Origin of the sequence: Pseudomonas sp. 58(2021) (assembly GCF_017491585.1) — a bacterium.
Lineage (GTDB): Bacteria > Pseudomonadota > Gammaproteobacteria > Pseudomonadales > Pseudomonadaceae > Aquipseudomonas > Aquipseudomonas fluorescens_BT.
Window position 1 is genome coordinate 122,420 of sequence record NZ_JAFGYZ010000001.1, and the last position, 21,130, is coordinate 143,549.

The 21,130-nt window shown below is 61.4% G+C and carries 14 protein-coding genes; 4 read left to right on the top strand and 10 right to left on the bottom strand.

Annotation, left to right across the window (positions count from 1 at the left end; translation table 11 throughout):
* Nucleotide 1 precedes the first annotated feature (1 nt).
* From J5M72_RS00555 to J5M72_RS00565, 3 genes are all read right to left on the bottom strand, one after another.
* On the bottom strand, nt 2-1,252 hold the full coding sequence (locus J5M72_RS00555) for a sarcosine oxidase subunit beta (protein WP_003206307.1): 1,251 nt from the start codon (nt 1,250-1,252) through the stop codon (nt 2-4).
* Between the two features lie 20 nt (nt 1,253-1,272).
* Nucleotides 1,273-2,526: a serine hydroxymethyltransferase gene (gene glyA / locus J5M72_RS00560; protein WP_207863743.1), complete on the bottom strand. Its 1,254-nt coding sequence runs from the start codon at nt 2,524-2,526 to the stop codon at nt 1,273-1,275.
* 159 nt (nt 2,527-2,685) lie between these two features.
* A complete protein-coding gene (locus tag J5M72_RS00565; protein WP_207863744.1) occupies nt 2,686-3,396 on the bottom strand; it encodes a TraX family protein in 711 nt (236 codons plus the stop codon).
* Between the two features lie 128 nt (nt 3,397-3,524).
* On the opposite strand from J5M72_RS00565, the gene J5M72_RS00570 reads away from it, so the two are divergent.
* The 3 genes from J5M72_RS00570 to J5M72_RS00580 all read left to right on the top strand — a co-directional run bounded on the left by J5M72_RS00570 (nt 3,525) and on the right by J5M72_RS00580 (nt 6,128).
* Nucleotides 3,525-4,562 carry a low specificity L-threonine aldolase gene (locus J5M72_RS00570; protein ID WP_169432218.1) on the top strand — a complete coding sequence of 346 codons (1,038 nt, stop codon included), beginning with the start codon at nt 3,525-3,527 and terminating at the stop codon, nt 4,560-4,562.
* Nucleotides 4,563-4,824: 262 nt separating this feature from the next.
* The gene (locus J5M72_RS00575; RefSeq protein WP_207863745.1) at nt 4,825-5,019 is read left to right on the top strand and encodes a hypothetical protein; all 195 of its coding nucleotides are present in this window, start codon (nt 4,825-4,827) and stop codon (nt 5,017-5,019) included.
* Nucleotides 5,020-5,303: 284 nt separating this feature from the next.
* Nucleotides 5,304-6,128: an NAD(P)-dependent oxidoreductase gene (locus tag J5M72_RS00580; protein WP_169432220.1), complete on the top strand. Its 825-nt coding sequence runs from the start codon at nt 5,304-5,306 to the stop codon at nt 6,126-6,128.
* Between the two features lie 232 nt (nt 6,129-6,360).
* Here the strand turns inward: J5M72_RS00580 and gbcB are convergent, their stop codons facing one another.
* On the bottom strand, nt 6,361-7,461 hold the full coding sequence (gene gbcB, locus J5M72_RS00585) for a glycine-betaine demethylase subunit GbcB (RefSeq protein WP_169432221.1): 1,101 nt from the start codon (nt 7,459-7,461) through the stop codon (nt 6,361-6,363).
* 280 nt (nt 7,462-7,741) lie between these two features.
* Between gbcB and gbcA the strand changes: the two genes are divergently transcribed.
* The gene (gbcA, locus tag J5M72_RS00590) at nt 7,742-9,034 is read left to right on the top strand and encodes a glycine-betaine demethylase subunit GbcA (protein ID WP_207863746.1); all 1,293 of its coding nucleotides are present in this window, start codon (nt 7,742-7,744) and stop codon (nt 9,032-9,034) included.
* A 106-nt stretch (nt 9,035-9,140) separates the two neighbouring features.
* Here gbcA and J5M72_RS00595 read toward each other — a convergent pair whose 3' ends face one another.
* The 6 genes from J5M72_RS00595 to dgcB all read right to left on the bottom strand — a co-directional run bounded on the left by J5M72_RS00595 (nt 9,141) and on the right by dgcB (nt 21,091).
* Nucleotides 9,141-10,385: a metallophosphoesterase gene (locus J5M72_RS00595; RefSeq protein ID WP_207863747.1), complete on the bottom strand. Its 1,245-nt coding sequence runs from the start codon at nt 10,383-10,385 to the stop codon at nt 9,141-9,143.
* Between the two features lie 25 nt (nt 10,386-10,410).
* The gene (locus J5M72_RS00600; protein WP_207863748.1) at nt 10,411-12,279 is read right to left on the bottom strand and encodes a hypothetical protein; all 1,869 of its coding nucleotides are present in this window, start codon (nt 12,277-12,279) and stop codon (nt 10,411-10,413) included.
* A gap of 163 nt (nt 12,280-12,442) precedes the next feature.
* On the bottom strand, nt 12,443-15,895 hold the full coding sequence (locus tag J5M72_RS00605; protein ID WP_207863749.1) for a GMC oxidoreductase: 3,453 nt from the start codon (nt 15,893-15,895) through the stop codon (nt 12,443-12,445).
* Between the two features lie 1,246 nt (nt 15,896-17,141).
* Nucleotides 17,142-17,912 carry an electron transfer flavoprotein subunit beta gene (locus tag J5M72_RS00610; RefSeq protein ID WP_169432226.1) on the bottom strand — a complete coding sequence of 257 codons (771 nt, stop codon included), beginning with the start codon at nt 17,910-17,912 and terminating at the stop codon, nt 17,142-17,144.
* 9 nt (nt 17,913-17,921) lie between these two features.
* A complete protein-coding gene (locus J5M72_RS00615) occupies nt 17,922-19,142 on the bottom strand; it encodes an electron transfer flavoprotein subunit alpha/FixB family protein (RefSeq protein ID WP_207863750.1) in 1,221 nt (406 codons plus the stop codon).
* Nucleotides 19,142-21,091, bottom strand: coding sequence for a dimethylglycine demethylation protein DgcB (gene dgcB / locus J5M72_RS00620; protein ID WP_207863751.1), 1,950 nt, complete (start codon nt 21,089-21,091; stop codon nt 19,142-19,144). Before dgcB ends, J5M72_RS00615 begins: the two co-directional genes overlap by 1 nt.
* Nucleotides 21,092-21,130: the final 39 nt, after the last annotated feature.

Here is a 21,130-nt window from a genome sequence, read left to right on the forward strand (position 1 = left end):
GTTAGTGGGCGACAGCCGCAGCGCCGTGTTCGTCGATCAACGCACCGTTGTGGAAACGGTCGATGGAGAAAGGTGCGGCCAGCGGGTGCATTTCACCCTTGGCCAGACTCGCGGCAAACACGTTGCCCGAGCCAGGTGTCGCCTTGAAGCCACCGGTGCCCCAACCGCAGTTGAAGAACATGTTCGGGACCGGGGTTTTCGAAATGATCGGGCAGGCGTCCGGCGTGGTGTCGACGATGCCGCCCCACTGACGGTTCATGCGCACCCGCGACAGCACCGGGAACATCTCGACGATGGCCTGGATGGTGTGCTCGATCACCGGGTACGAGCCGCGCTGGCCGTAGCCGTTGTAGCCGTCGATGCCGGCGCCGATCACCAGGTCGCCCTTGTCGGACTGGCTGATGTAACCGTGCACGGCGTTGGACATGATCACGCTGTCGATAATCGGTTTGATCGGCTCGGACACCAGCGCTTGCAGCGGGTGGGATTCGATCGGCAGACGGAAACCGGCAAGCTTGGCCATGTGCCCGGAGTTACCGGCGGTCACCACACCGACGCGTTTGGCGCCGATGAAGCCCTTGTTGGTTTCAACACCGATGCACACGCCGTTTTCCTTGCGGAAACCGATCACTTCGGTCTGCTGGATCAAGTCCACGCCCAGAGCGTCGGCGGCACGGGCAAAGCCCCACGCCACGGCATCGTGACGGGCCACGCCACCGCGACGCTGAACGGTTGCGCCCATCACCGGGTAGCGGGTGTTTTTCGAGCAATCGAGGTACGGAATTTCGTCAGCCACTTGTTTGGCGTTGAGCAGTTCGCCGTCGACGCCGTTGAGGCGGTTGGCGCTGACCCGACGCTCGGAATCACGGATGTCCTGCAGGGTGTGGCACAGGTTGTAGACGCCGCGCTGGGAGAACATCACGTTGTAGTTCAGGTCCTGAGACAGGCCTTCCCACAGTTTCATCGCGTGTTCGTACAGGTGCGCCGACTCGTCCCACAGGTAGTTGGAGCGAACGATGGTGGTGTTGCGCGCGGTGTTACCGCCGCCCAGCCAGCCCTTCTCGACCACGGCCACGTTGGTGATGCCATGTTCTTTGGCCAGATAGTAGGCCGTCGCCAGACCGTGTCCGCCGCCGCCGACGATGACCACGTCGTAGACCTTTTTCGGGGTCGGCGTGCGCCACATGCGCTGCCAGTTTTCGTGGTGGCTGAGGGAGTGTTTGAAGAGGCCGAAGCCCGAATAGCGTTGCATAGTCATGTACTCCAGAACGCTCAGCGATAAACCGGGAAGTCAGCGCACAGGGCCGAAACCTGCTGGGCGACGTTGGCCTCGACATCGGCATCGCCGAGGTTGTCGAGGATGTCGCAGATCCAGCCGGCCAGCGTCACGCACTGGGTCACCTTGAAGCCGCGGGTGGTCACCGCCGGGGTGCCGATGCGCAGGCCGGAAGTGACGAACGGCGACTGCGGGTCGTTCGGTACGGCGTTCTTGTTGACGGTGATGTGAGCGCGACCGAGGGCAGCATCCGCGTCCTTACCGGTGAGGCCCTGACGGATCAGGCTGACCAGGAACAGGTGGTTGTCGGTGCCGCCGGACACTACATCGTAGCCACGTTTGATAAATACGCTCGCCATCGCCTGGGCGTTGTCGATCACTTGTTGCTGATAGGCCTTGAAGCCAGGCTCCAGCGCTTCCTTGAAACACACGGCTTTACCGGCGATGACGTGCATCAGCGGGCCGCCCTGGGCGCCGGGGAATACTGCGGCGTTGAGCTTTTTCTCGATCTCTTCGTTGGCCTTGGCCAGGATCAGGCCGCCACGGGGACCGCGCAGGGTCTTGTGGGTGGTGGTGGTGACCACGTCGGCGTACGGCAGCGGGTTCGGGTACAGACCGGCAGCCACCAGACCGGCGACGTGGGCCATGTCGACGAACAGCAGCGCACCGACCTCGTCGGCGATCTGACGGAAGCGCGGGAAGTCGAGGGTTTTCGAGTAGGCCGAGAAACCGGCAACGATCATTTTCGGTTTGCACTCGACGGCCAGACGCTCGACTTCGTCGTAATCGATCAGACCGGTCTTGGTGTCGATGCCGTACTGCACGGCGTTGTACAGCTTGCCCGAGGACGAGACCTTGGCGCCGTGGGTCAAGTGACCGCCGTGGGCCAGGCTCATGCCCAGAATGGTGTCGCCCGCCTGCAGCAGCGCCAGATACACGGCGCTGTTGGCCGAGGAGCCGGAGTGCGGCTGGACGTTGGCGTAATCGGCACCGAACAGTTGCTTGGCGCGCTCGATGGCCAGGGCTTCAACCTTGTCAACGTGCTCGCAGCCACCGTAGTAGCGCTTGCCCGGATAGCCTTCGGCGTACTTGTTGGTCAGGCCGCTGCCTTGCGCTTCCATGACGCGTTTGCTGGTGTAGTTCTCCGACGCGATCAGCTCGATGTGATCTTCCTGACGTTGCTCCTCGGCATTCATCGCCGCCAGCAGTGCATCGTCGTAACCCTGGATCCGGTCTTGCTTGCTGAACATCGCGTCTCTCCCAGCGGCATCTGTGCGCCATTCGTCTCGGTAAGGCACTGGTAATGACGGCAGTGCCCTTTGATGCCGATGGTATGGCCGGCGCAGGGAGGTCAAATGCCTACGGACGCCACGCAAAGGTGCGTTTACGACATGGCGGGCGCGGTGAGATCAAACAAGGGCCTGGCGCAAGGCCAGAAGAACGAGGAAATGCGCGGGATAGAGCGCATACGCCCAGCGACGCAGGGCTGGCGCACGGAGGAAAGTGGCATGTCGCAACAGGAACATTCCGAGCAGTGGCGCAATCAGGCATGTCGCAATACCGAGGACAGCCACACGGTTGCCGAACTGCGCGGATTCGTAGAGTACCTGCCACTGATTCGCCGCCAGACACACCAGCCCCGGCAAAAGGCTGAAATACCAGGGTTTGCGAAACACCAGCAACATCGCCAGCGGCAGCAGGACGCCGAACAGACCGAACATCAGTACCTGCGCGAACAACGCGGCCACCAGCAAGGCGCTGACGCCCAACAATTGCGAAATCGCCGTTCGATTCTGCCAACCCCGCGCCACCAGCAAGCCCAGCGCCAAAGTGGGCATCACATTCAAAGTGTCGGGATCGGGAATGTACAAACGGTAGGGAATCTCGCTGAACAGACTGAACAGCAGCAACCAGCCCAGATAGCGCCATTCAGTCTTGCGCGCGCCGTCCCGCGCCAGATTCGCCGCCATCGCCAGACAGAACCAGGGGAACGCCAGCCGTCCCGGCACATACAGCCAGTCGGCGCTGATTCCGACATATTGAAGGTGATCGAGGAGCATGCTCAGCAGCGCCAGCCACTTGAGCAGATCGAGTGCGCCGTCGCGCCGGCTCAGGTGCATAATCGGCTCGCATCCTTGTAAAGTTCTGACAGCGACATCCCGTGTGCTCCCCGGATGATCTTCGGTACAGTGCGCACCATCATTGACCCCACGAAGCGCCACAAGCGCCTCGATCACGGAAGCCGGCCATGACCGACAAGAGCCAACAATTCGCCAGCGACAACTACTCCGGTATCTGCCCCGAAGCCTGGGCTGCCATGGAACAGGCCAACCACGGCCACCAGCGCGCCTATGGCGACGATGAGTGGACAGCACGCGCCTCCGATTATTTCCGCAAGCTGTTCGAGACCGACTGCGAAGTGTTCTTCGCCTTCAACGGCACCGCCGCCAACTCCCTCGCGCTGTCGTCGCTGTGCCAGAGTTACCACAGCGTGATCTGCTCGGAAACCGCCCACGTCGAAACCGACGAATGCGGCGCACCGGAGTTCTTCTCCAACGGCTCGAAACTGCTGATCGCCGGCACCGAAAACGGCAAGATCACTCCGGCCTCGATCCGCGAAGTCGCGCTCAAGCGCCAGGACATTCACTACCCGAAACCGCGCGTCGTGACCCTGACCCAGGCCACCGAAGTCGGCAGCGTCTACACCCCCGAAGAAGTCCGCGCCATCAGCGACACCTGCAAGGAACTGGGCCTGAACCTGCACATGGACGGGGCGCGCTTCTCCAACGCCTGCGCGTTCCTCGGCTGCTCGCCAGCAGACCTGACCTGGAAGGCCGGCGTCGACGTGCTGTGCTTCGGCGGCACGAAAAACGGCATGGCGGTGGGTGAAGCGATCCTGTTCTTCAACCACAAACTGGCCGAAGACTTCGATTACCGTTGCAAACAGGCCGGGCAACTGGCTTCGAAGATGCGCTTCCTGTCGGCGCCGTGGGTCGGCATCCTGGAAAACGACGCCTGGCTCAAATACGCCCGCCACGCCAACCACTGCGCACAACTGTTGGCCGAACTGGTCAGCGACATTCCGGGCGTGGAACTGATGTTCCCGGTCCAGGCCAACGGCGTGTTCCTGCAACTCTCGGAACCGGCCATCGCCGCCCTGACCGCGCGCGGCTGGCGCTTCTACACCTTCATCGGCAAGGGCGGCGCCCGCTTCATGTGCTCGTGGGACACCGAAGAAGAACGCGTACGCGAACTGGCGGCGGACATTCGGCAGGTGATGAGTTGATGTGATTTATTTTTATAACGCTGATGTTTTTCACACCTATCGAACATAAGCAGCCCCTCTGGAAATACTTCATGATCCAAACAGATCGTGAAGTATTTCAATGATTTAATACTCCCCCCGTCTCCGTTAAAAAACTCAAATTCACAATTAGAACAAAAGCACAAGCTGACAGAAATGACAGGTCCTTTCGCAAATTAAACTTGCTAGATTTAAAGGCAGCAACAAAGAAGCAGTTCTTAATTTACGAAAAAGGAAAACAGAGATGAACGATAAAGTAACAATTCTCGAAAAAAACGGCGAAATTTTATTCGAGCTATCCGTTACCGAGGCCATTGCCTATTTAAACACCGGCGACATACTCAGATTTGATGGCAAACCCCGTTCAGTAGCTTATAAAACACTTATCGTAGAAGTGGGCGAGGAACCCAGATTCACTATTACCGTAGAACCTCAATAATAATTTACAACTCTGCATTTCAAAATATCAATGCAATTAACGATGGCATGAAAATTCGCAGCACGCAGCAGTCATGCCATCTATTCCAACTAACTTTATAGTTTAACTTTCAGTAGAACGGCTCTTCCGTCATAGCAAGCAAGTACCCCTCCATAAATTCAGCTCGAATCAATCCAGCAATCCCTGCTGGGCGTTAACGGCGATCATTCGCGCCAAAGACTTGGTCTACATTGACTGGCGAGCCCTTTCGATCCGCTCGGATCACACCTATCAGGAGCGTACGCATGTCACTGCAAGGCAAAACCCTGTTCATCACTGGCGCCAGTCGTGGTATCGGGCGCGAAATTGCGCTGCGGGCGGCGCGGGACGGGGCCAATATCGTGATCGCGGCCAAGAGCGCCGAGCCGCACGCCAAGTTGCCCGGCACCATCCACAGCGTCGCCGCTGAAGTCGAAGCGGCCGGCGGCAAGGCCCTGGCGCTGCAACTGGATGTGCGTGATGAAGACGCGGTGCGTCAGGCGCTGGCCCAGGCCAATGAACATTTCGGTGGGATCGATGCATTGGTGAACAACGCCGGGGCGATCAAGTTGACCGGTGTGCAGCACATCGAGCTCAAGCGTTTCGACCTGATGCACCAGATCAATACCCGCGCGGTTTTGCTGTGCAGCCAGGCAGCCCTGCCCTACCTGAAGAAATCCTCCGGGCACATTCTCAACCTGTCACCGCCATTGAACCTCGCCAGCAAATGGTTCGCCCAGTACAGCCCCTACACCGTGACCAAGTACGGCATGAGCATGCTGACGGTCGGGATGAGCGAGGAATTCGCCCACTACGGGATCAGCGTCAATTCACTATGGCCGCAGACCATGATCGCCACGGCGGCGATCGAGTTTCAGCTGGGCAATCGCGAGTCGTTCAAGCATGCGCGTACGCCAGCGATCATGGCGGATGCGGCGCATGTGATTTTGAGCAGCAGCGGACGGCGGATTACCGGGCGGTTGTTGATTGATGAGGAGATTTTGCGCGAGAGCGGCGTGACCGGGTTTGATCATTACCGCTTTGAGCCGGGGAGCGATGCGAAGCTGATGACGGATTTGTTTGTGGATTGATCAGTGTGTCTGTGAGCCCCTCCCCTCACCCTAGCCCTCTCCCCAAAGGGAGAGGGAACTGAACGGGGGATGCTCCTAAATTACGCCGGCCTGAATGTGCTTTGCCGAATCCATAATCGCCACGCTTAATCAGGTCGATGTATAGCGCAAAACACCTCGGTCAGCTCCCTCTCCCTGGGGAGAGGGCTGGGGTGAGGGGTGAGCCTGGCGCAAGGGGCCGCCCCACCGCCGATCAATATTCGATCCGCACATCCCCCTTCGGCACACTGCAGCAGGAAAGAATGTACCCCTCCGCCTCGTCGTCCTCGGTGATCCCGCCGTTGTGATCCATCTCCACTTCGCCGCCCAGCTTGAGTACCTTGCACGTCCCGCAGATCCCCATGCCGCAGGCTTTCGGAATCATCAGGCCGACCTTGGCCGCCGCCGCATGCACGGTCTCACCCGGGGCCACGCGGATGCTCTTGTCCGAAGAGGTGAATTCCACCAGGTGCAGATCCGCCGCCGGGACTTCCGGTGCTTCCGCCGCCTGCTCGGCCTGTTCAACTGCATCGGCGCGGGCTTCCGGTGGCGTGGCGCCGAAGGACTCCTCGTGATAGCGCTTCATGTCGTAGCCTGCGTTTTCCAGCAGGCGCTTGACCGCGTTCATGTAGGGCGTCGGGCCGCAGCAGAACACTTCGCGCTCGAGGAAGTCCGGCACCATCAGTTCCAGCATCTTGTGGTTGAGGTAGCCGCGATAGCCGGCCCACGGCTCGCCCAGCCCGTGCTTCTCGCAGATCAGGTGCAGGCTGAAGTTGTCGATTCGCGACGCCATGTGTTCCAGCTCGCGGTGGTAAATGATGTCTTTCGGCGAGCGGGCGCTGTGGATGAACGTCATGTCGACGTTGCCGTTGGTGTCGTAGAACCAGCGGGCCATGGACATCACTGGGGTGATACCGACGCCACCGCTCAGGTACAGCACTTTCGGGCTCGGGAAATCAATGGCGTTGAACAGCCCGACCGGGCCGTGCACCGCCAGCTCCTGGCCTTCATGCAGGGTGTCGTGCAACCAGTTGGAGACTTTGCCCCCCGGCACGCGCTTGATGGTCACCGAAAAGCTGTACGGCACCGACGGCGAGCTGGAGATGGTGTACGAACGCATGATCGGCTGGCCTTCGATCTCCAGCTCCAGGGTGACGAACTGCCCGGGCTTGAAGAAGAACAGGATCGGCTGGTCGGCCATGAAGCAGAAGGTGCGCACGTCCCAGGTTTCCTGGATGACTTTGACGCAACGGACGATGTGTCGGCCATTGGCCCAGGTCTGGGTGGTGACCGGATTCAGGAAGCTGTTCGACATGCTGTTCTCCACGGCCGACTGTCGGCCTTCATGTGGCGATTCTGCGTATAGCGCGCACGCCCCGTTTACCTATCCGCGACATTGACATACTTATCGCGACCAGCCCCCAACCACCGGGGGTTGCGCGTCGGGAACAGATTGCACCATGTCGCCCATGGATAAGGTTCTCGCCTGCGCCGGCCCCACACTCGCCCCAACACAAACAGATTCTTTACACCTTGCGCTGCAACCCTGATCAGCCACTTTCGCGGCCACGCAGATGGCCTTGAGGAATTCATCGATGGACACCGCAAAAATCAGCCTGGGCGACCTGCTGGAACCCGCACGCAAGGCCACCGCACAAATGCTGCAGGAGCGCGAGCGCACCTATTCGCTGCCGCAACCGTTCTACAGTGACGAGCGCCTGTTCGATATCGACATGCAGGAGATCTTCCAGAAAGAGTGGTTGATCGCCGGCATGACCTGCGAGATCCCGGCCAAGGGCAACTACATGACCCTGCAGATCGGCAAGAACCCGATCATCGTGATCCGCGGCGCCGAAGGCGTGGTGCACGCGTTCCACAACGTCTGCCGTCACCGTGGCTCGCGCCTGTGCACCAGCGACAAGGGCAAGGTCGCCAAACTGGTCTGCCACTACCACCAGTGGACGTATGAGCTGGACGGCCGTCTGCTGTTCGCCGGCACCGAGATGGGCGCCGACTTCGACATGAAGCAGTACGGTCTGAAACCGGTGAACGTGAAGACTGCCGGCGGCTACATCTTCATCAGCCTGGCGGAGAACCCGCCGGCCATCGATGACTTCCTGTCGACCCTGAGCCACTACATGGAACCCTACGACATGGAAAACACCAAGGTGGCGGTGCAAACCACCTTGATGGAAAAGGCCAACTGGAAACTGGTGCTGGAAAACAACCGCGAGTGCTACCACTGCAACGGTTCGCACCCGGAACTGCTGAAAACCCTGCTGGAATGGGACGACGTCACCGACCCGCGTGCCGATCAGGCGTTCAAGGACCACGTCGCCGCCTCCGCTGCCGCGTGGGAAGCCGAAAAGATCCCTTACGCCCACGCCAGTTTCGGCCTGCGCAATCGCATCGTGCGCATGCCGCTGCTCAAGGGCACCGTGTCGATGACCATGGACGGCAAACAGGGCTGCGCCAAGCTGATGGGCCGGATCAAGAACCCGGACCTGGGCTCGATGCGCATCCTGCACCTGCCGCACTCGTGGAACCACTGCATGGGCGACCACATCATCGTGTTCACCGTGTGGCCGATCAGCGCCCAGGAAACCATGGTCACCACCAAATGGCTGGTGCACAAGGATGCGGTCGAAGGCGTGGATTACGACGTCGAACGCATGCGCCAGGTATGGGACGCGACCAACGATCAGGACCGTCGTCTGGCCGAAGAGAACCAGCGCGGGATCAACTCCACCGCCTACCAGCCGGGCCCGTACTCCAAGACTTATGAGTTCGGCGTGGTCAACTTCGTGGACTGGTACAGCGAGCGGATGCTGAGCAACCTCGGGGCCGAACCTGCGCCGTACCTCAAAGGCGTACCGGTCCAAGGCTAAAAGCAAAAGCATCGCCAGCAGGCTGGCTCCCACACGAGATATCTGTTCACCAGAGATCCAGTGTGGGAGCCAGCCTGCTGGCGATGGCGTCAGAACAATCAGCACATCACTTTGATGACCACCTCACCGATCCATCCTCCCCGATAAACTCCTCGAAAATCTCCTCCCCCACCAACCTGATCTTCGCGTAGCCATTCATCACCCGCAGCGGATAGTCCGGATCGTTCGCATCCTTGGTCTCCGAAAACAGCACCCGCGAATGCCCGTTCAGTTCGCTGGTGGTGCCGTAAGGAATCGCCCCGTGCCCGGCACAGCGCGCATGCAGTCCACCCTGCGGCGCATAGACGATGCCGTTGTGCAGATGCCCCCAGTACCAATAATCCGGCTCGCGCCCCAGTGCATCGCACACCGGCTGATACAGCGCGGTCTTGTTGTGCCCGGTGATGTCGAAGCCCTGATGATGACTGAGCACCATCAGTTTCTTGCGTTTGGGCAAGCTCTTCATCCAGGCGATTTGCGGTTCGTTCAGGGTGCCGTCCATGTACAGGTTCATGACGTCCGAGGCGTACGCGGTGTCCAGCCCGACAATCAGCCAGTCGTCGTTGATCAGGGCAAAGTAGCTGGTGCCCTGCTGCCCCGGAAAACGCGCGGCCAGTTCCTTGAAGTAACCGTGGGCGCCGCTGTACATCTCATGGTTGGAGTTGAGGGTGAACGAGCCGTGGGTGCCCATCGGCCAGCCCGCCATGTCGGTGTCCTCCTGGGAGTGAGTACCGGCGTAATAAACATCCCCCAGGTGAATGGTGAAGTCAGCGTTGGCCAGTTGCATCTGCTTGGCCACCGACACCGCCGGCGCATGGCTGTTGAACGGCCCGGTGCCCCAGTCGCCGGCAATCGCCAGGGTCACTTCGCGCTCCATGGTCACCAGCGCCGGATCGGTGCCGAAAGTCGCGTGATGGCGCAGGTTCTCGATCCACTTGAGCAGCGCCTCGCTCCACAGCAGATCCAGCAGCTCCCATTTGCGACAGCCCAGCAGCGTGCCGTCCTTGAGCACTTTGGTCTGCAGTTGATCGGGCGATTGCGGCAGCGGCGTCGCGTTGCCGATGCGCAGGATCGACAGTCCGTGGGACAACTCCCACGGCACCGCCGGTTCGTCGTCCGGCAACTCGCCGTGCTTGAGTACGTACTGCGCCTGATCGTGACCACGCTGGAGCAATTTGATGATGGCCTCGAATTCCTTGGGTTCGAGTTCACTGATGAGCTTCATCCAGGCCATTTCGATGCGCGTGAACAACCCGTGCAGGCGCACCTTGACCTTGTCGTATTCGTGTTTCAGATGACCGACCGCTGACATGGCGTAATCCTCTATCCGTAGGGGTTCACAGGGTTTTCATGAATTCGATCAGCGCACGCTTGTCGTCGTCCGACAGCGTCGTGCCGTACAGGTGACCGCTGTTGTGGTTGCCCTCAAGACGCGTGTCGTAGGTGAAATCCGCCGAGGCTTTGGCCTGTGCGCCACTGGTCACGAAGCCGACGTTGACCGGGTCGTAGACATCGGAGCCGGTGATGAATACCTGCGGACGTTTTTCCGGCGGTTGCAGCAAGTCCCACAGGGTCGGCACCGAGCCGTTGTGCAGGTACGGCGCGCGCAGCCAAATGCCGTCGGTGGGCGTGTTGCTGTAGCTCTGGGTCTTGCGGTAGGCGCCGAAATCGAACGGCGGTTTCTTGAAGGTGTGGAACGCCGCCACCAGCCCGGTGGTGAACGAGTTCAGCCGGTGGGGATCGGTGCCGAGCTGGTCGATGTGGGTGGTGACCTGCCCGGTGTCGACGCGACCGAAGTCGTGGCAACCGGCGCAATTGGTTTCCCAGATCGGTTTGCCCTGGGCGACCTTGGCCTGATCCAGTGCCCATGGCCACGCCGGCGCCTTGTGCCCGAGCAGCCAGTTGGTCACGCGGTTGAAGCTCGGTGGCAGCACCGATTGCGGCGTCGCGCCCACGGCCATCGCGGCGGCGTAGTTGCGCTCGTGGATCTTGTTGTTATTGCCGTCCCAGTGCAGGTACATCGATTCCCGGGGTTTCTGGTTCCACACCTGCGGCAGGTCGACGGTGCCGATGGTCGAGTCATCCGGGAAGCCGAACACCACCATCTTCGTCGGGTTGAACGTGTCGGTGCGGCCCGGCCCCTGTTGCGGCCGCAGTTTCTGCCAGGCGTAGGCCTGCTTCTGTTTGAGCAGCGCGGTCTTGGCCATTGGGATGATCAGGTAGCGGTTGTAGAGCTTCTCGAAAAAGCCGAGCTGGAACTTGCTGTTGATCGCCGCCATCACCGCGTCGGTGGTGAATTTCGGATCGCTGGCGCAATCGTAGGCGAACCACTGAAAGGCTTGCAGTTGCAAGGTGTTGGCCGGTGCGCTCGGCACATTCACCGCGACATCGCTGGCATTCGCCCGGTAGGAACCGGTGTGGCACAGCGCGCAGTTCGGCTCGACGGTCGGGTAGCCGATCTGCCGCCTGGCCATGCCGATCGGCAGGTCCTTGCCGTTCTCGAACAGGAAACCGAACACTTCCCAGCCGCCGGGTTTCGGCAGTTTTTCCGGACACATCTGTGGCAGCACGGAGAACAGGTAGTACGGAATCCGCGCTTCGATCCCCAGGCCAATCGCGGCGTATTTGTAATGGTCCTCGTCGGAGGCGTAATCCTGCTCCGGCACCACGCGCAGCATCTGATACCAGGTCTGGTAACCGATGAACGCCAGCAACGCCACCACGACCAGCGTGCCGACCTTGAACGCGTGACTCTGCCACTGCCGCGCCCACGCCGCCCGCCATTCGCGCCAGCCGTCACAAAGCAGCGCCAGCGGTCGGTTTTCAGGGGTGGTGCCGAGGTACAGCAGGATGCCGAGGATCAGGAAAAAGCTCAGGTCGCCCATCAGCATCGGCACGAACACCGAGCCCTGGCTGCTGGTGTTGATCAGGTAGATCCAGAACGCCACCGCGATCAGCCGCGTCAGCACACACAGCCAGGAATGCACCACGTAGCGCGGCGCGTTGAAGCCCGACGGCATGTAGAACACGCTGATGCCCACCAGCAGCATCCCGGCGTTTTCCAGCCACGGGTCGGAGAGTTGCGGCGGCAGGCCGACCACCGATGTCAGCAACCCCGGCGCGAACAGCGCCGGGATCGCGAACACCATGTTCATCGCAATGCCGAGCCAGATAAAGCGTTGAAACCAGCGGATGTAGCTGTCCATGTCATCCATTTCCTTGTGCAGACCCGAGAGATGTATTGCCTGACCTACCGCCTTCGCGAGCAAGCCCGCTCCCACATTGGACTGGGGTGTCTGCTGATTTTGTGTCTGGCACAAAACCCTGTGGGAGCAGGCTTGCCCGCGAAGCGGACGACTCGGTCTGAGATCAACCGAGGGCCGTTTTCTCCAGGTGCTCAAGGATGATCGGATACACATCGACCACCGCGTTCTTGCCGAACATGCAATCGATGTGGCCGTAACCCGGCACCACATGCCGGCTGTAGCGTTCCGGCCCATGCTTCTCGCAAACCCGCTGGTAAGTCTTGAGCGTGCTTTCCGGCAGATAACACTGGTTGTCGGCACCGCTGATGAAGCAGATCGGCATGGTCAGCCGATCAAAGTGCGGCATGTACACGTCGTGCCCTTTGAAATCCACCAGATGCCCTTTGCGCACGATCAGCGCCAGGTGCTCGAAGGTCTCGATGTTCGACTCGCCGAACAGCTCGTGCAGGTTGTCGTGCAGGGTCTCGTTGAGGGTGTCGTGGCGATACAGCGAGGCGTACATGAAGGTGATGCGGTGGCACACCGGGTTGGTGCAATAGCCCTGGGCTTCGATCCGCGCGTAGCCGTTGAGCGCCTTGTCGTAGAGTCGGTTGAACCAGTTCTCCTTGCTGTCGGCGTAGGCGGTCATCGACTTGATGCCGATCGCATCGAGCATCCCCGGCAGGTGCAGACCGGCCTTCAGCCCAGTAGCAGTCGCGACCACCGTGTCGGCGGCAATCTGCGAGCAGACCACCGAACGCACGCCCTGCAAACCGGCGAGCAACGACATGAAGAACGTGGTCGCGCCGTAGCAATGCACCACGCACTGCACGTCTTTGGCCTGGGTTTCCTGCTGGATCTGCGCAATGGCGGCCTTGAAGTCGTACTGGGCGATCTGGTCGCCGTTCCATTCCTTCTTGCTCGCCGGCAGCAGGATGCTCACGCGGAAATCCAGCAGCCACACGTCATAGTCGTGCTTGCACAGAAACTCGAGCAGGTTGGTCTGGATCGTATCGGTCGAGAAGATATTGGAGCCCACACCCAAACCATGCACCAGCATCACCGGCCCTTTGCTGCCGGCCTGATAGCGGGTCAGGCGCAACTGCACGCCGTCTTCGGTGGAGAAGAAATGCACAGCCGGCGTCGGCGCATCCAGCGGCCGTTTCAGCCGTGGCGGCGCGTCGGGGTTGAAGTATTTGTCGCCGGCGAACACCCCGCCATAACTCTCCCAGAGAATCCCGGCGAAGAACTTGCCGAACCGCGCCAGCCCTTCGATGCGCTCACGTTCGTTGCGCGCATTGAGGACTTTCATGGTGGTCATCTGCTTGGCGAAGTCGGTCGGTTTGATGTGCATCACCCCGGAGCCGATCACCTCGCCCGTCTTGTCCGGCCCGCGATACAGGGTCACGTAGAGGGTGCTGGTGTCGTGCCAGATATTCAGCACGCCGTTGTCTTCCGGCACGGTCTTGAAGGCGCTGAAGAAGTAGTCGTTGCCGTCCTCGGCGGTCAGCTTCATGTCGTACTTCATGTGGCGCGTGTCGACCTGTTGCTCGAATTGCTCGAACAAGTTGAACACACCGTTGCTCGCGGTCAGCGGTTCCGGCGACAGCGCCGGGGCAATCACCGTGCCGACGATGGTCGCGGCGTGTTCCGGCTCCTTGATCATCCGGTTGAGGTCGTTGGCGGTGATGGTCAGGGTGAAGTCGATCGGCGAGTTGTCCGCCTCGCCGCGTTTGGCGGCCGCCTCATAAACTTTCAGGTCGGTGCTTTGTGCGGCGGTGAAGGCGCGGGAGAAGTAGCCTTTCATGGTTTCGGTGAACTGCACGCCGAGGGTTGGCGGCGCGGTCTGTTTGCGCGGCGCCGACGGTAGCGTGTAGTCGATCGTCCAGCCCCGGTCGGCCGCCAGCAGGCCCATGTTGCGCTCGCTCACGGCGGAGATGGTCAGCAGCGGATTGACCGCCAGTGACGTCGGGATCACCGCGCCGTCGGTCACGTAGAGGTTGGCGTAGACATCGGTGCCGGTCGCACCACTGAACACCTGGCCCTTGTGGTTGACCACGCCTTGCGCGGCGTCTTCGCCCATCACGCAACCGCCCAGCGGATGCACCGAGACGATGCTGTGCTTGAGCAGCTTGGTCCAGATCGGATTCTCGACCCAGATCCCGCCCAGGGCCTTGGTGCTCTGGTACAGCCGTTGGTTGCCGATCTTGAAGTTTTCCTGCTCGCCGACGCCCGGCCAGTCGATGCGCAGTTGATCCTTGCTGTCGAGGACCATGCGCCCCTGGCCGCTGTCGTGGCTCATGATCAGGTAGGTCTGCATGTTGTGCAGCGCGCCGTGGTACGGGCCGCGCAGGAAGCTTTCGGCTTCGCGCTCCTTGTACTTCACTTTGCCGCTGAAGGTGTCGTCGGTGGGCTTGCCGATCATCTCGGCGAACCCGGCCATCGCCGGCACCATCGGCCGGCCGAGCGCGCCGGGGATCGAACCCTCCTCGATGACCATGCGACTGCTGCGGTCACCCTCGGTGCGCATGTCGATGATCGAGGTGATGCACGGGCCGACCGGTTGCAGTTCCTTGGCCGAATGCGCGCCGAAACCGATGCCGTTGATGGTCTGCTCGCAGTTATGGCCGAAGCCGAGGATGTCGCCGTTGCCGCTCATGTTCTCGCCGAGTTGGCCGGACATCACCAGGCCTTTGTCCCGCGAGCGCAGCAGAATTTCAGTGGAGCCGAGGGTGCCGGCAGACACCACGACGATATCGGCCTTCACGAACAAGGTCGGTGCGTCGAACTTCTCGCGGCCGCTGTCCAGGTACTGGAAGTGCACGATCCAGCCGTTGCCGTCGCGCTCCAGATGCCGCACCTGGGCCTGGCAGAAAATCTCCGCGCCGTGGTTAGTGGCGTCCGGCAGGTAGTTCATCAGCGTGGTGTTCTTGGCCTTGTTGTTACAGCCCGAAACGCAGTCGCCGCAGTGGTTGCACGGCAGTTGCTCGACGCCGACGTGGTTGAGGTTGTTGGGCAGTTTGTCGAAGGTCACGTTGATCGGCGGCTTGTAGAAGTGCGCGCCTTGCTTGAGGAAATCCGCGGATTTTTTGTTGGCATCGAGTTTCGGCAGGTTCGGCGCGGTGCTCGGGTAGGGATTGGGTTTGAGCATCTCCCGGGCCTTGGCGTAACCCGCCTTGAGCAAACCGTCGTGGTCCTCGCGCACCGCCAGTGGCCAGCGCGGATCCTGAAACACATCAACGGTCGGCTCCAGGGAAACGTTGGCATTGATCAGCGACGTGCCGCCGAGGCCGCAACCGACCACGACGTTCTGCTGCGCGTTGACGTGCAGATCGAACAGCCCGGTGCGCGAGCCGATGTGGCCGTCCGGATCGTGTACCTGCAATTCCTCGGTCGCGGCGATCATGGTGTTGGGGTATTCGCCGGGCTGGATTTCCCGACCGCGTTCCAGCAGACAGACCTTTTTACCGGCCCGGGACAGGCGCGACGCGGCGATGCCACCGCCGTACCCGGAGCCGATGACGATCACGTCGTAGTGTTCCTTGATTTCGCTGATGGGCGTTGCGATCCGTGTCATGAGGGGAGTCCTCTCTCAGGCAGATGGGGCAACTCTGCGGTTGCCTGCAATCAATGGGCGAACGGGCACCTGGCCTCCGGGAAATCCCGACGGCAGTACAACTGTTTGGGGCAGGATCAGGCGCTACAGACGGGCATGCTGATTGGCAGCACGACGCAACGTGCGCTTTCGCGGCGAAGGTGCCGGCAGCGCGCGGGGCGTGCAGGGATTGAGGGCCAGGCGGTGTGGCTGGGTATCCATCACGCGTTCTCCCTGAACCAGATGTGGATAAGTGACGGCTGTCCTTGTGCCATTGCAGTGAAGACAGGCACCGGATCGAAGTCAAGGCAGCCTCTTAGAACTGTATGAAATCTGATCAATTGCCCTTTGGACTAAGCCCGCCGGGGGTGGCAGGGTTTGGCGAACAAGTTATCCACATAGCCACCCACAGCTAATGGGGACAACTGTGGATGAAGTAGAAAAATAATCGAGGTTTTGTGAAGAAAAACCGTGACTTATTCAGAAGCCGTGTTTGCCTGAGCGATTGAGTGTTTTTTGATCAAAACCTTGCAGATCACGGATTACGTGGCTTGCAGAGGATGGCGAACACCTTATCCACAGAAGCGCCAACAGAGTTCGGGGGTAACTTGGCGGGTGCTGTGGAAAAGCGCTGGAGGCGTTGATAAATCTGGGCTTGTGTAGAGTTTGGTGGGTAAAAAGGATGAATTGAACGTTTTTTGATCAAATCCTTGTAAGCCACGGTTTATAGGGCTCTTGGCGGATAGCGAACATCTTATCCACAGAAGCGCCAACAGAGATTGGGGGCAAGTCTGGAAGTGATGCTGGGGAAAAACTCAGAAAAAACCGCGAGTTAGGCTGGTTGTTTTTTGATCTGAGGGCTGCAGGGCTTGATTGGTATGGGGTTCGGAGAGGGGCGAACATGTTATCCACAGAGTGGTTAACAGGGATTGTGTGTAATTTCCAGTGAGTGGATGACTTATGACCGCTGCCCTCACCCCAGCCCTCCCGAAACGTCGGACCGCCCGAAGGGAGAGGGCGCCTACGGTGGTGATCTCGCGAAGTACATCGACCTGAGCGCTCATCGTGACCTTAGGTTTGCTCGAACCAAGGTCAGAGAGTGGTTGATGCCTGGCAAACCAAGGTCACCGCCGGAGTCGCAGGTCGATGTAAATGGCCTATACACCCCGGTCAGTCCCCTCTCCCTCGGGGCGGTCCGACGTTTCGGGAGGGCTAGGGTGAGGGGCTTCTAGCGGACAACACCTTCTTCGATCAGCAGCTTGAGAATGGCTTCCGCACCAGCCTGCGCCGTCACGCCCTTGAGCACCTGCCCCCCACCCCCACTGGCCTTGGCCGTCGCCGCCTTCATCCGGTCAGCCCCGCTCTTGGCCTTGATCACCTTCAACCGTTTCGGTCGGGGCTTGGCCGGTTGCAGGGTCGCAACGGCCAGCAATTCGTCGTCCACCACTTCCACGTCTTTCGCCTGAAGAACGCCACGCCGCGCCGGGCCGTAAGCACTCTGCCGAGGCTTGGGCGCGGCGTTATCCACAGTCGCCAGAAACGGCAGGCGCACCTTCAGCCGGCGCCGCTGCCCACGGGGCAACGCTTGCAGCACCAGCGCAGAACCGTCGTTGATCGATTCGACTTGGGCCAAACCGACGACCAATGGCCAGCCCAGACCTTCGGCCAGCAGAAACGGCAGCATCCCCGAACCTTCGCCGGTTTCCGCCTGGCTGCCGGTCAACACCATCTGGGCACCGGCATCTCGCAGATACTCGGTCAATGCAGGCAGCGCGTCGGCGCCAGCCGGTTGTTCCAGCACGTGCATCTGCGCAAGTCCCATGCCCAGATAGGCGCGCAGCGCCGGTTCCGCGATGTCACCGGCGTGCAGCACTTGCAGGTTGTCCCCCGCCAGTTGCAGGCCGAGTTCTACCGCGCGTGCGTCCTGATCGGCGCGGCGCGGGCGGCCGGAAGTCGGGTGGGCGCCGATTGAAACCAGACTGATGATCTTTGTGCTCATAACCGTTCCTTAAGCCGCATCGCGCTTGGCTTCGTTGCGGTAAGCCTCTACCGCCGCGATCAAGGCCTGAAGAATTTCCGCGCTCTCGCCGATCACCGACAGGTCGGCACGCTTGATCATGTCGCAGCCCGGATCGAGGTTGATCGCCACCACCTTGTCGCAGGCGCCGATGCCTTGCAGATGCTGGATCGCCCCGGAAATCCCCACGGCCACGTAAACCCGCGCGGTGACCCAGGTGCCGGACGCGCCGACCTGACGGTCGCGGGCCATGAAACCGTCGTCCACCGCCACCCGCGAGGCGCCTTCGGTGGCGCCGAGAGCGGCGGCGGTCTTGTGGAAAAGCGCCCAATCCTTGACCCCGTTGCCGCCGGAGAAGATGAACTCGGCCTCGGCCATCGGGATCGCTGCCGGGTCCACCGCTACGGCGCCCAGATCCTCGATCCGCGACAGGCTGCGCGCCACAGGTGTGGATAACTCCACCGGCAACGCTTCGTGACGGGTTTCGCTGACTGGTTCGGCACATTCGGCGGACGCCAGAATCAACCGCGCCACCGGGCGGGCGAGATCCTGCAACCCCGCACCGGCGCGGCCGATGCACTCCTGATCCTTGACCTGCCACACCCGTGTCGCCGGGCGCTCGCCCAGTGCAGCGGCAAAGCGCCGACCGAGTTCGCCGCCCCCGCTGCGGCTGTCCGGCAGCAGCCAGTGACGCGGGTTGAACTGGTTATCCACAGCCCGCAGGCCCTGGATGCGTTGTTCCGGTGCATAACCGCTGAACTGTTCGCCTTCGAGCACCAGCAAGCGGTCAACGCCCGCCGTGGCGAAAGCGTTTTCCTTGTGCTCGCCGAACACCACGGCCAGCACCGCGCCGTCGCTGCCGGCCAGTTGATGAGCCAGACCAAGCAGGTCGCGGTCGTGGCTGCTCAAGCGGCCGCCCACCATGTCCGGCACCACGCTGATGTAGAACGCCGGGGCCGGCACCTGATGCAGCGGCAATTGCACTTCAACCGCTGCCGAACGTTTGACCGCCCCGCCCTGCTGGGCGCCACTGCGGTCGATGCGCTTGATGCCGTTCGGCCCGATGAAACCGATGCCGTGCAGGTTCTTGCGGATGATCCCGTTGGGGCCCATCCAGCTGTGTTGCGCCGGCTGCATGGCCGCGTGCAGCGGGTGCAGGCGGTTGCGCGCAATCCATTCGGCGCGGGGGTCGCGGCGGATAATGTCGCTCATCAGTGGGCCTCCGCAGGTTCACGTTTGGCCGGGGTGGCAGGCTTGTTCGGCGCGGCGTCTTCGAGCAGCGCGTCGGCCACCAGCTCGGCGATGTCCTTGATCAGCGGACGCGGTTCGACCACGCCTTCGAGCATCGCCGTGCACTGTGGACAACCTACCGCTACCAACTCGGCGCCGGTCTCGCGGATGTCTTCCATGCGCATGTCGGGGATCCGCTGTTTGCCCGGAATATCGGTGATCGGCGCCCCGCCACCGCCACCGCAGCAGCGCGAACGGAAGCCGGAACGTTGCATTTCCTTGATCTCGATGCCGAGGGCGCGCAGCACTTCGCGCGGCGCCTCGTACTCGCCGTTGTAGCGGCCGAGGTAGCACGGATCGTGATAGGTCACGCTGTTGCCTTTGTGCTGACCGAGGTTCAGCGCGCCAGCCTGAATGATTTCCGCCAGGTAAGTGCTGTGGTGCTGCACGAGGTAGTTGCCATCGAACGCGCCGTACTCGTTTTTCAGCACATGGAAGCTGTGCGGATCGCAGGTAACGATGCGGTTGAAGCTGTACTTGGCCAGGGTCTGGATGTTGCGCTTGGCGAGCAACTGGAAGGTCGCTTCGTCACCCAGACGTCGGGCCACGTCGCCGCTGTCGCGTTCCTCCAGCCCGAGCACCGCGAAGTCGACCTTGGCCGCCTTCAGCACTTTGACGAACGCACGCAGAGTGCGCTGGTTGCGCATGTCGAAGGCGCCATCGCCGACCCAGAACAGCACGTCGGTGGATTTCTTCTCGCTGAGCAGGTTGAGGTTCAGGTCCGCCGCCCAGTTCATCCGACCGCCAGGGGCGAAACCGCCAGGGTTGTCGGTGGCAATCAGGTTCTCCAAGACTTCGGCGCCCTTGTTCGGGGTCGCGCCTTTTTCCAGGGTGAGGTGCCGGCGCATGTCGACGATGGCATCGACGTGCTCGATCATCATCGGGCATTCCTCGACACAGGCGCGGCAGGTGGTGCACGACCACAGGGTTTCGGCATCGACCAGACCGTTGACGATCGGTTGATGCGGATTACCGCCGTGTTCGCCCACCGGTTTGCCCGGATACGGGCTGCCGGCGAACTGGGCATCGGTGCCGCCGGCGAGGCCGACGACCATGTCCTGAATCAGCTTCTTCGGGTTCAGCGGCTGACCCGCAGCGAACGCCGGGCAGGCTGCTTCGCACTTGCCGCACTGCACGCAGGCGTCGAAACCGAGCAACTGGTTCCAGGTGAAATCCTTGGGTTTCTCCACGCCCAGCGGCGCGGTCGGATCATTCAGGTCCAGCGGTTTCAAACCGGTGGAACGACCGCCGCCAAAGCGCTCGGCGCGACGGTGCCAGGCCAGGTGCAGGGCACCGGCGAAGGCGTGTTTCATCGGGCCGCCCCAGGTCATGCCGAAGAACAGCTCGGACACGCCCCACAACACGCCGATCCCGAGAATCGCTGCCAGCACCCAGCCGCCGAAGTTCTCCGGCAGGATCCCGGCCACCGGCAAGGTCACCAGGAAGAACGAGGCCGAGAACGCCAGCAGGCTTTTCGGCAGGCGCATCCACGGGCCTTTCGACAGCCGCGACGGCGGATTGAGCCGACGCCGATAAACGAAGATCGCCCCGACGAACATCACCGCCGTCATCAGCAGCAATGCGTAGCCAAGAATGCGGTTATGCAGGCCGAAACCGTGCACCAGAATCGCCAGCACGATCGACGCCACCGCTCCGCCCGCCGTGGCGACGTGGGTGTTGGCGATGTATTTGTCCCGCGCCACCACGTGGTGCAGATCGACCATGTAACGCTTGGGCATGGCGAACAGGCCGCCGATCAGATCGACCTTCGAGGCCCGGCCCCGACGCCACATGGCCACCCGCCGCAACGCCCCCAGCACCGCAAGGGCCAGGGCTGCGAACAACAGGATTGGAAGAAGGGTGTTCAACATGGTGAAGCTCCCACCAGTACAGCCTGGAGAAACACGTTC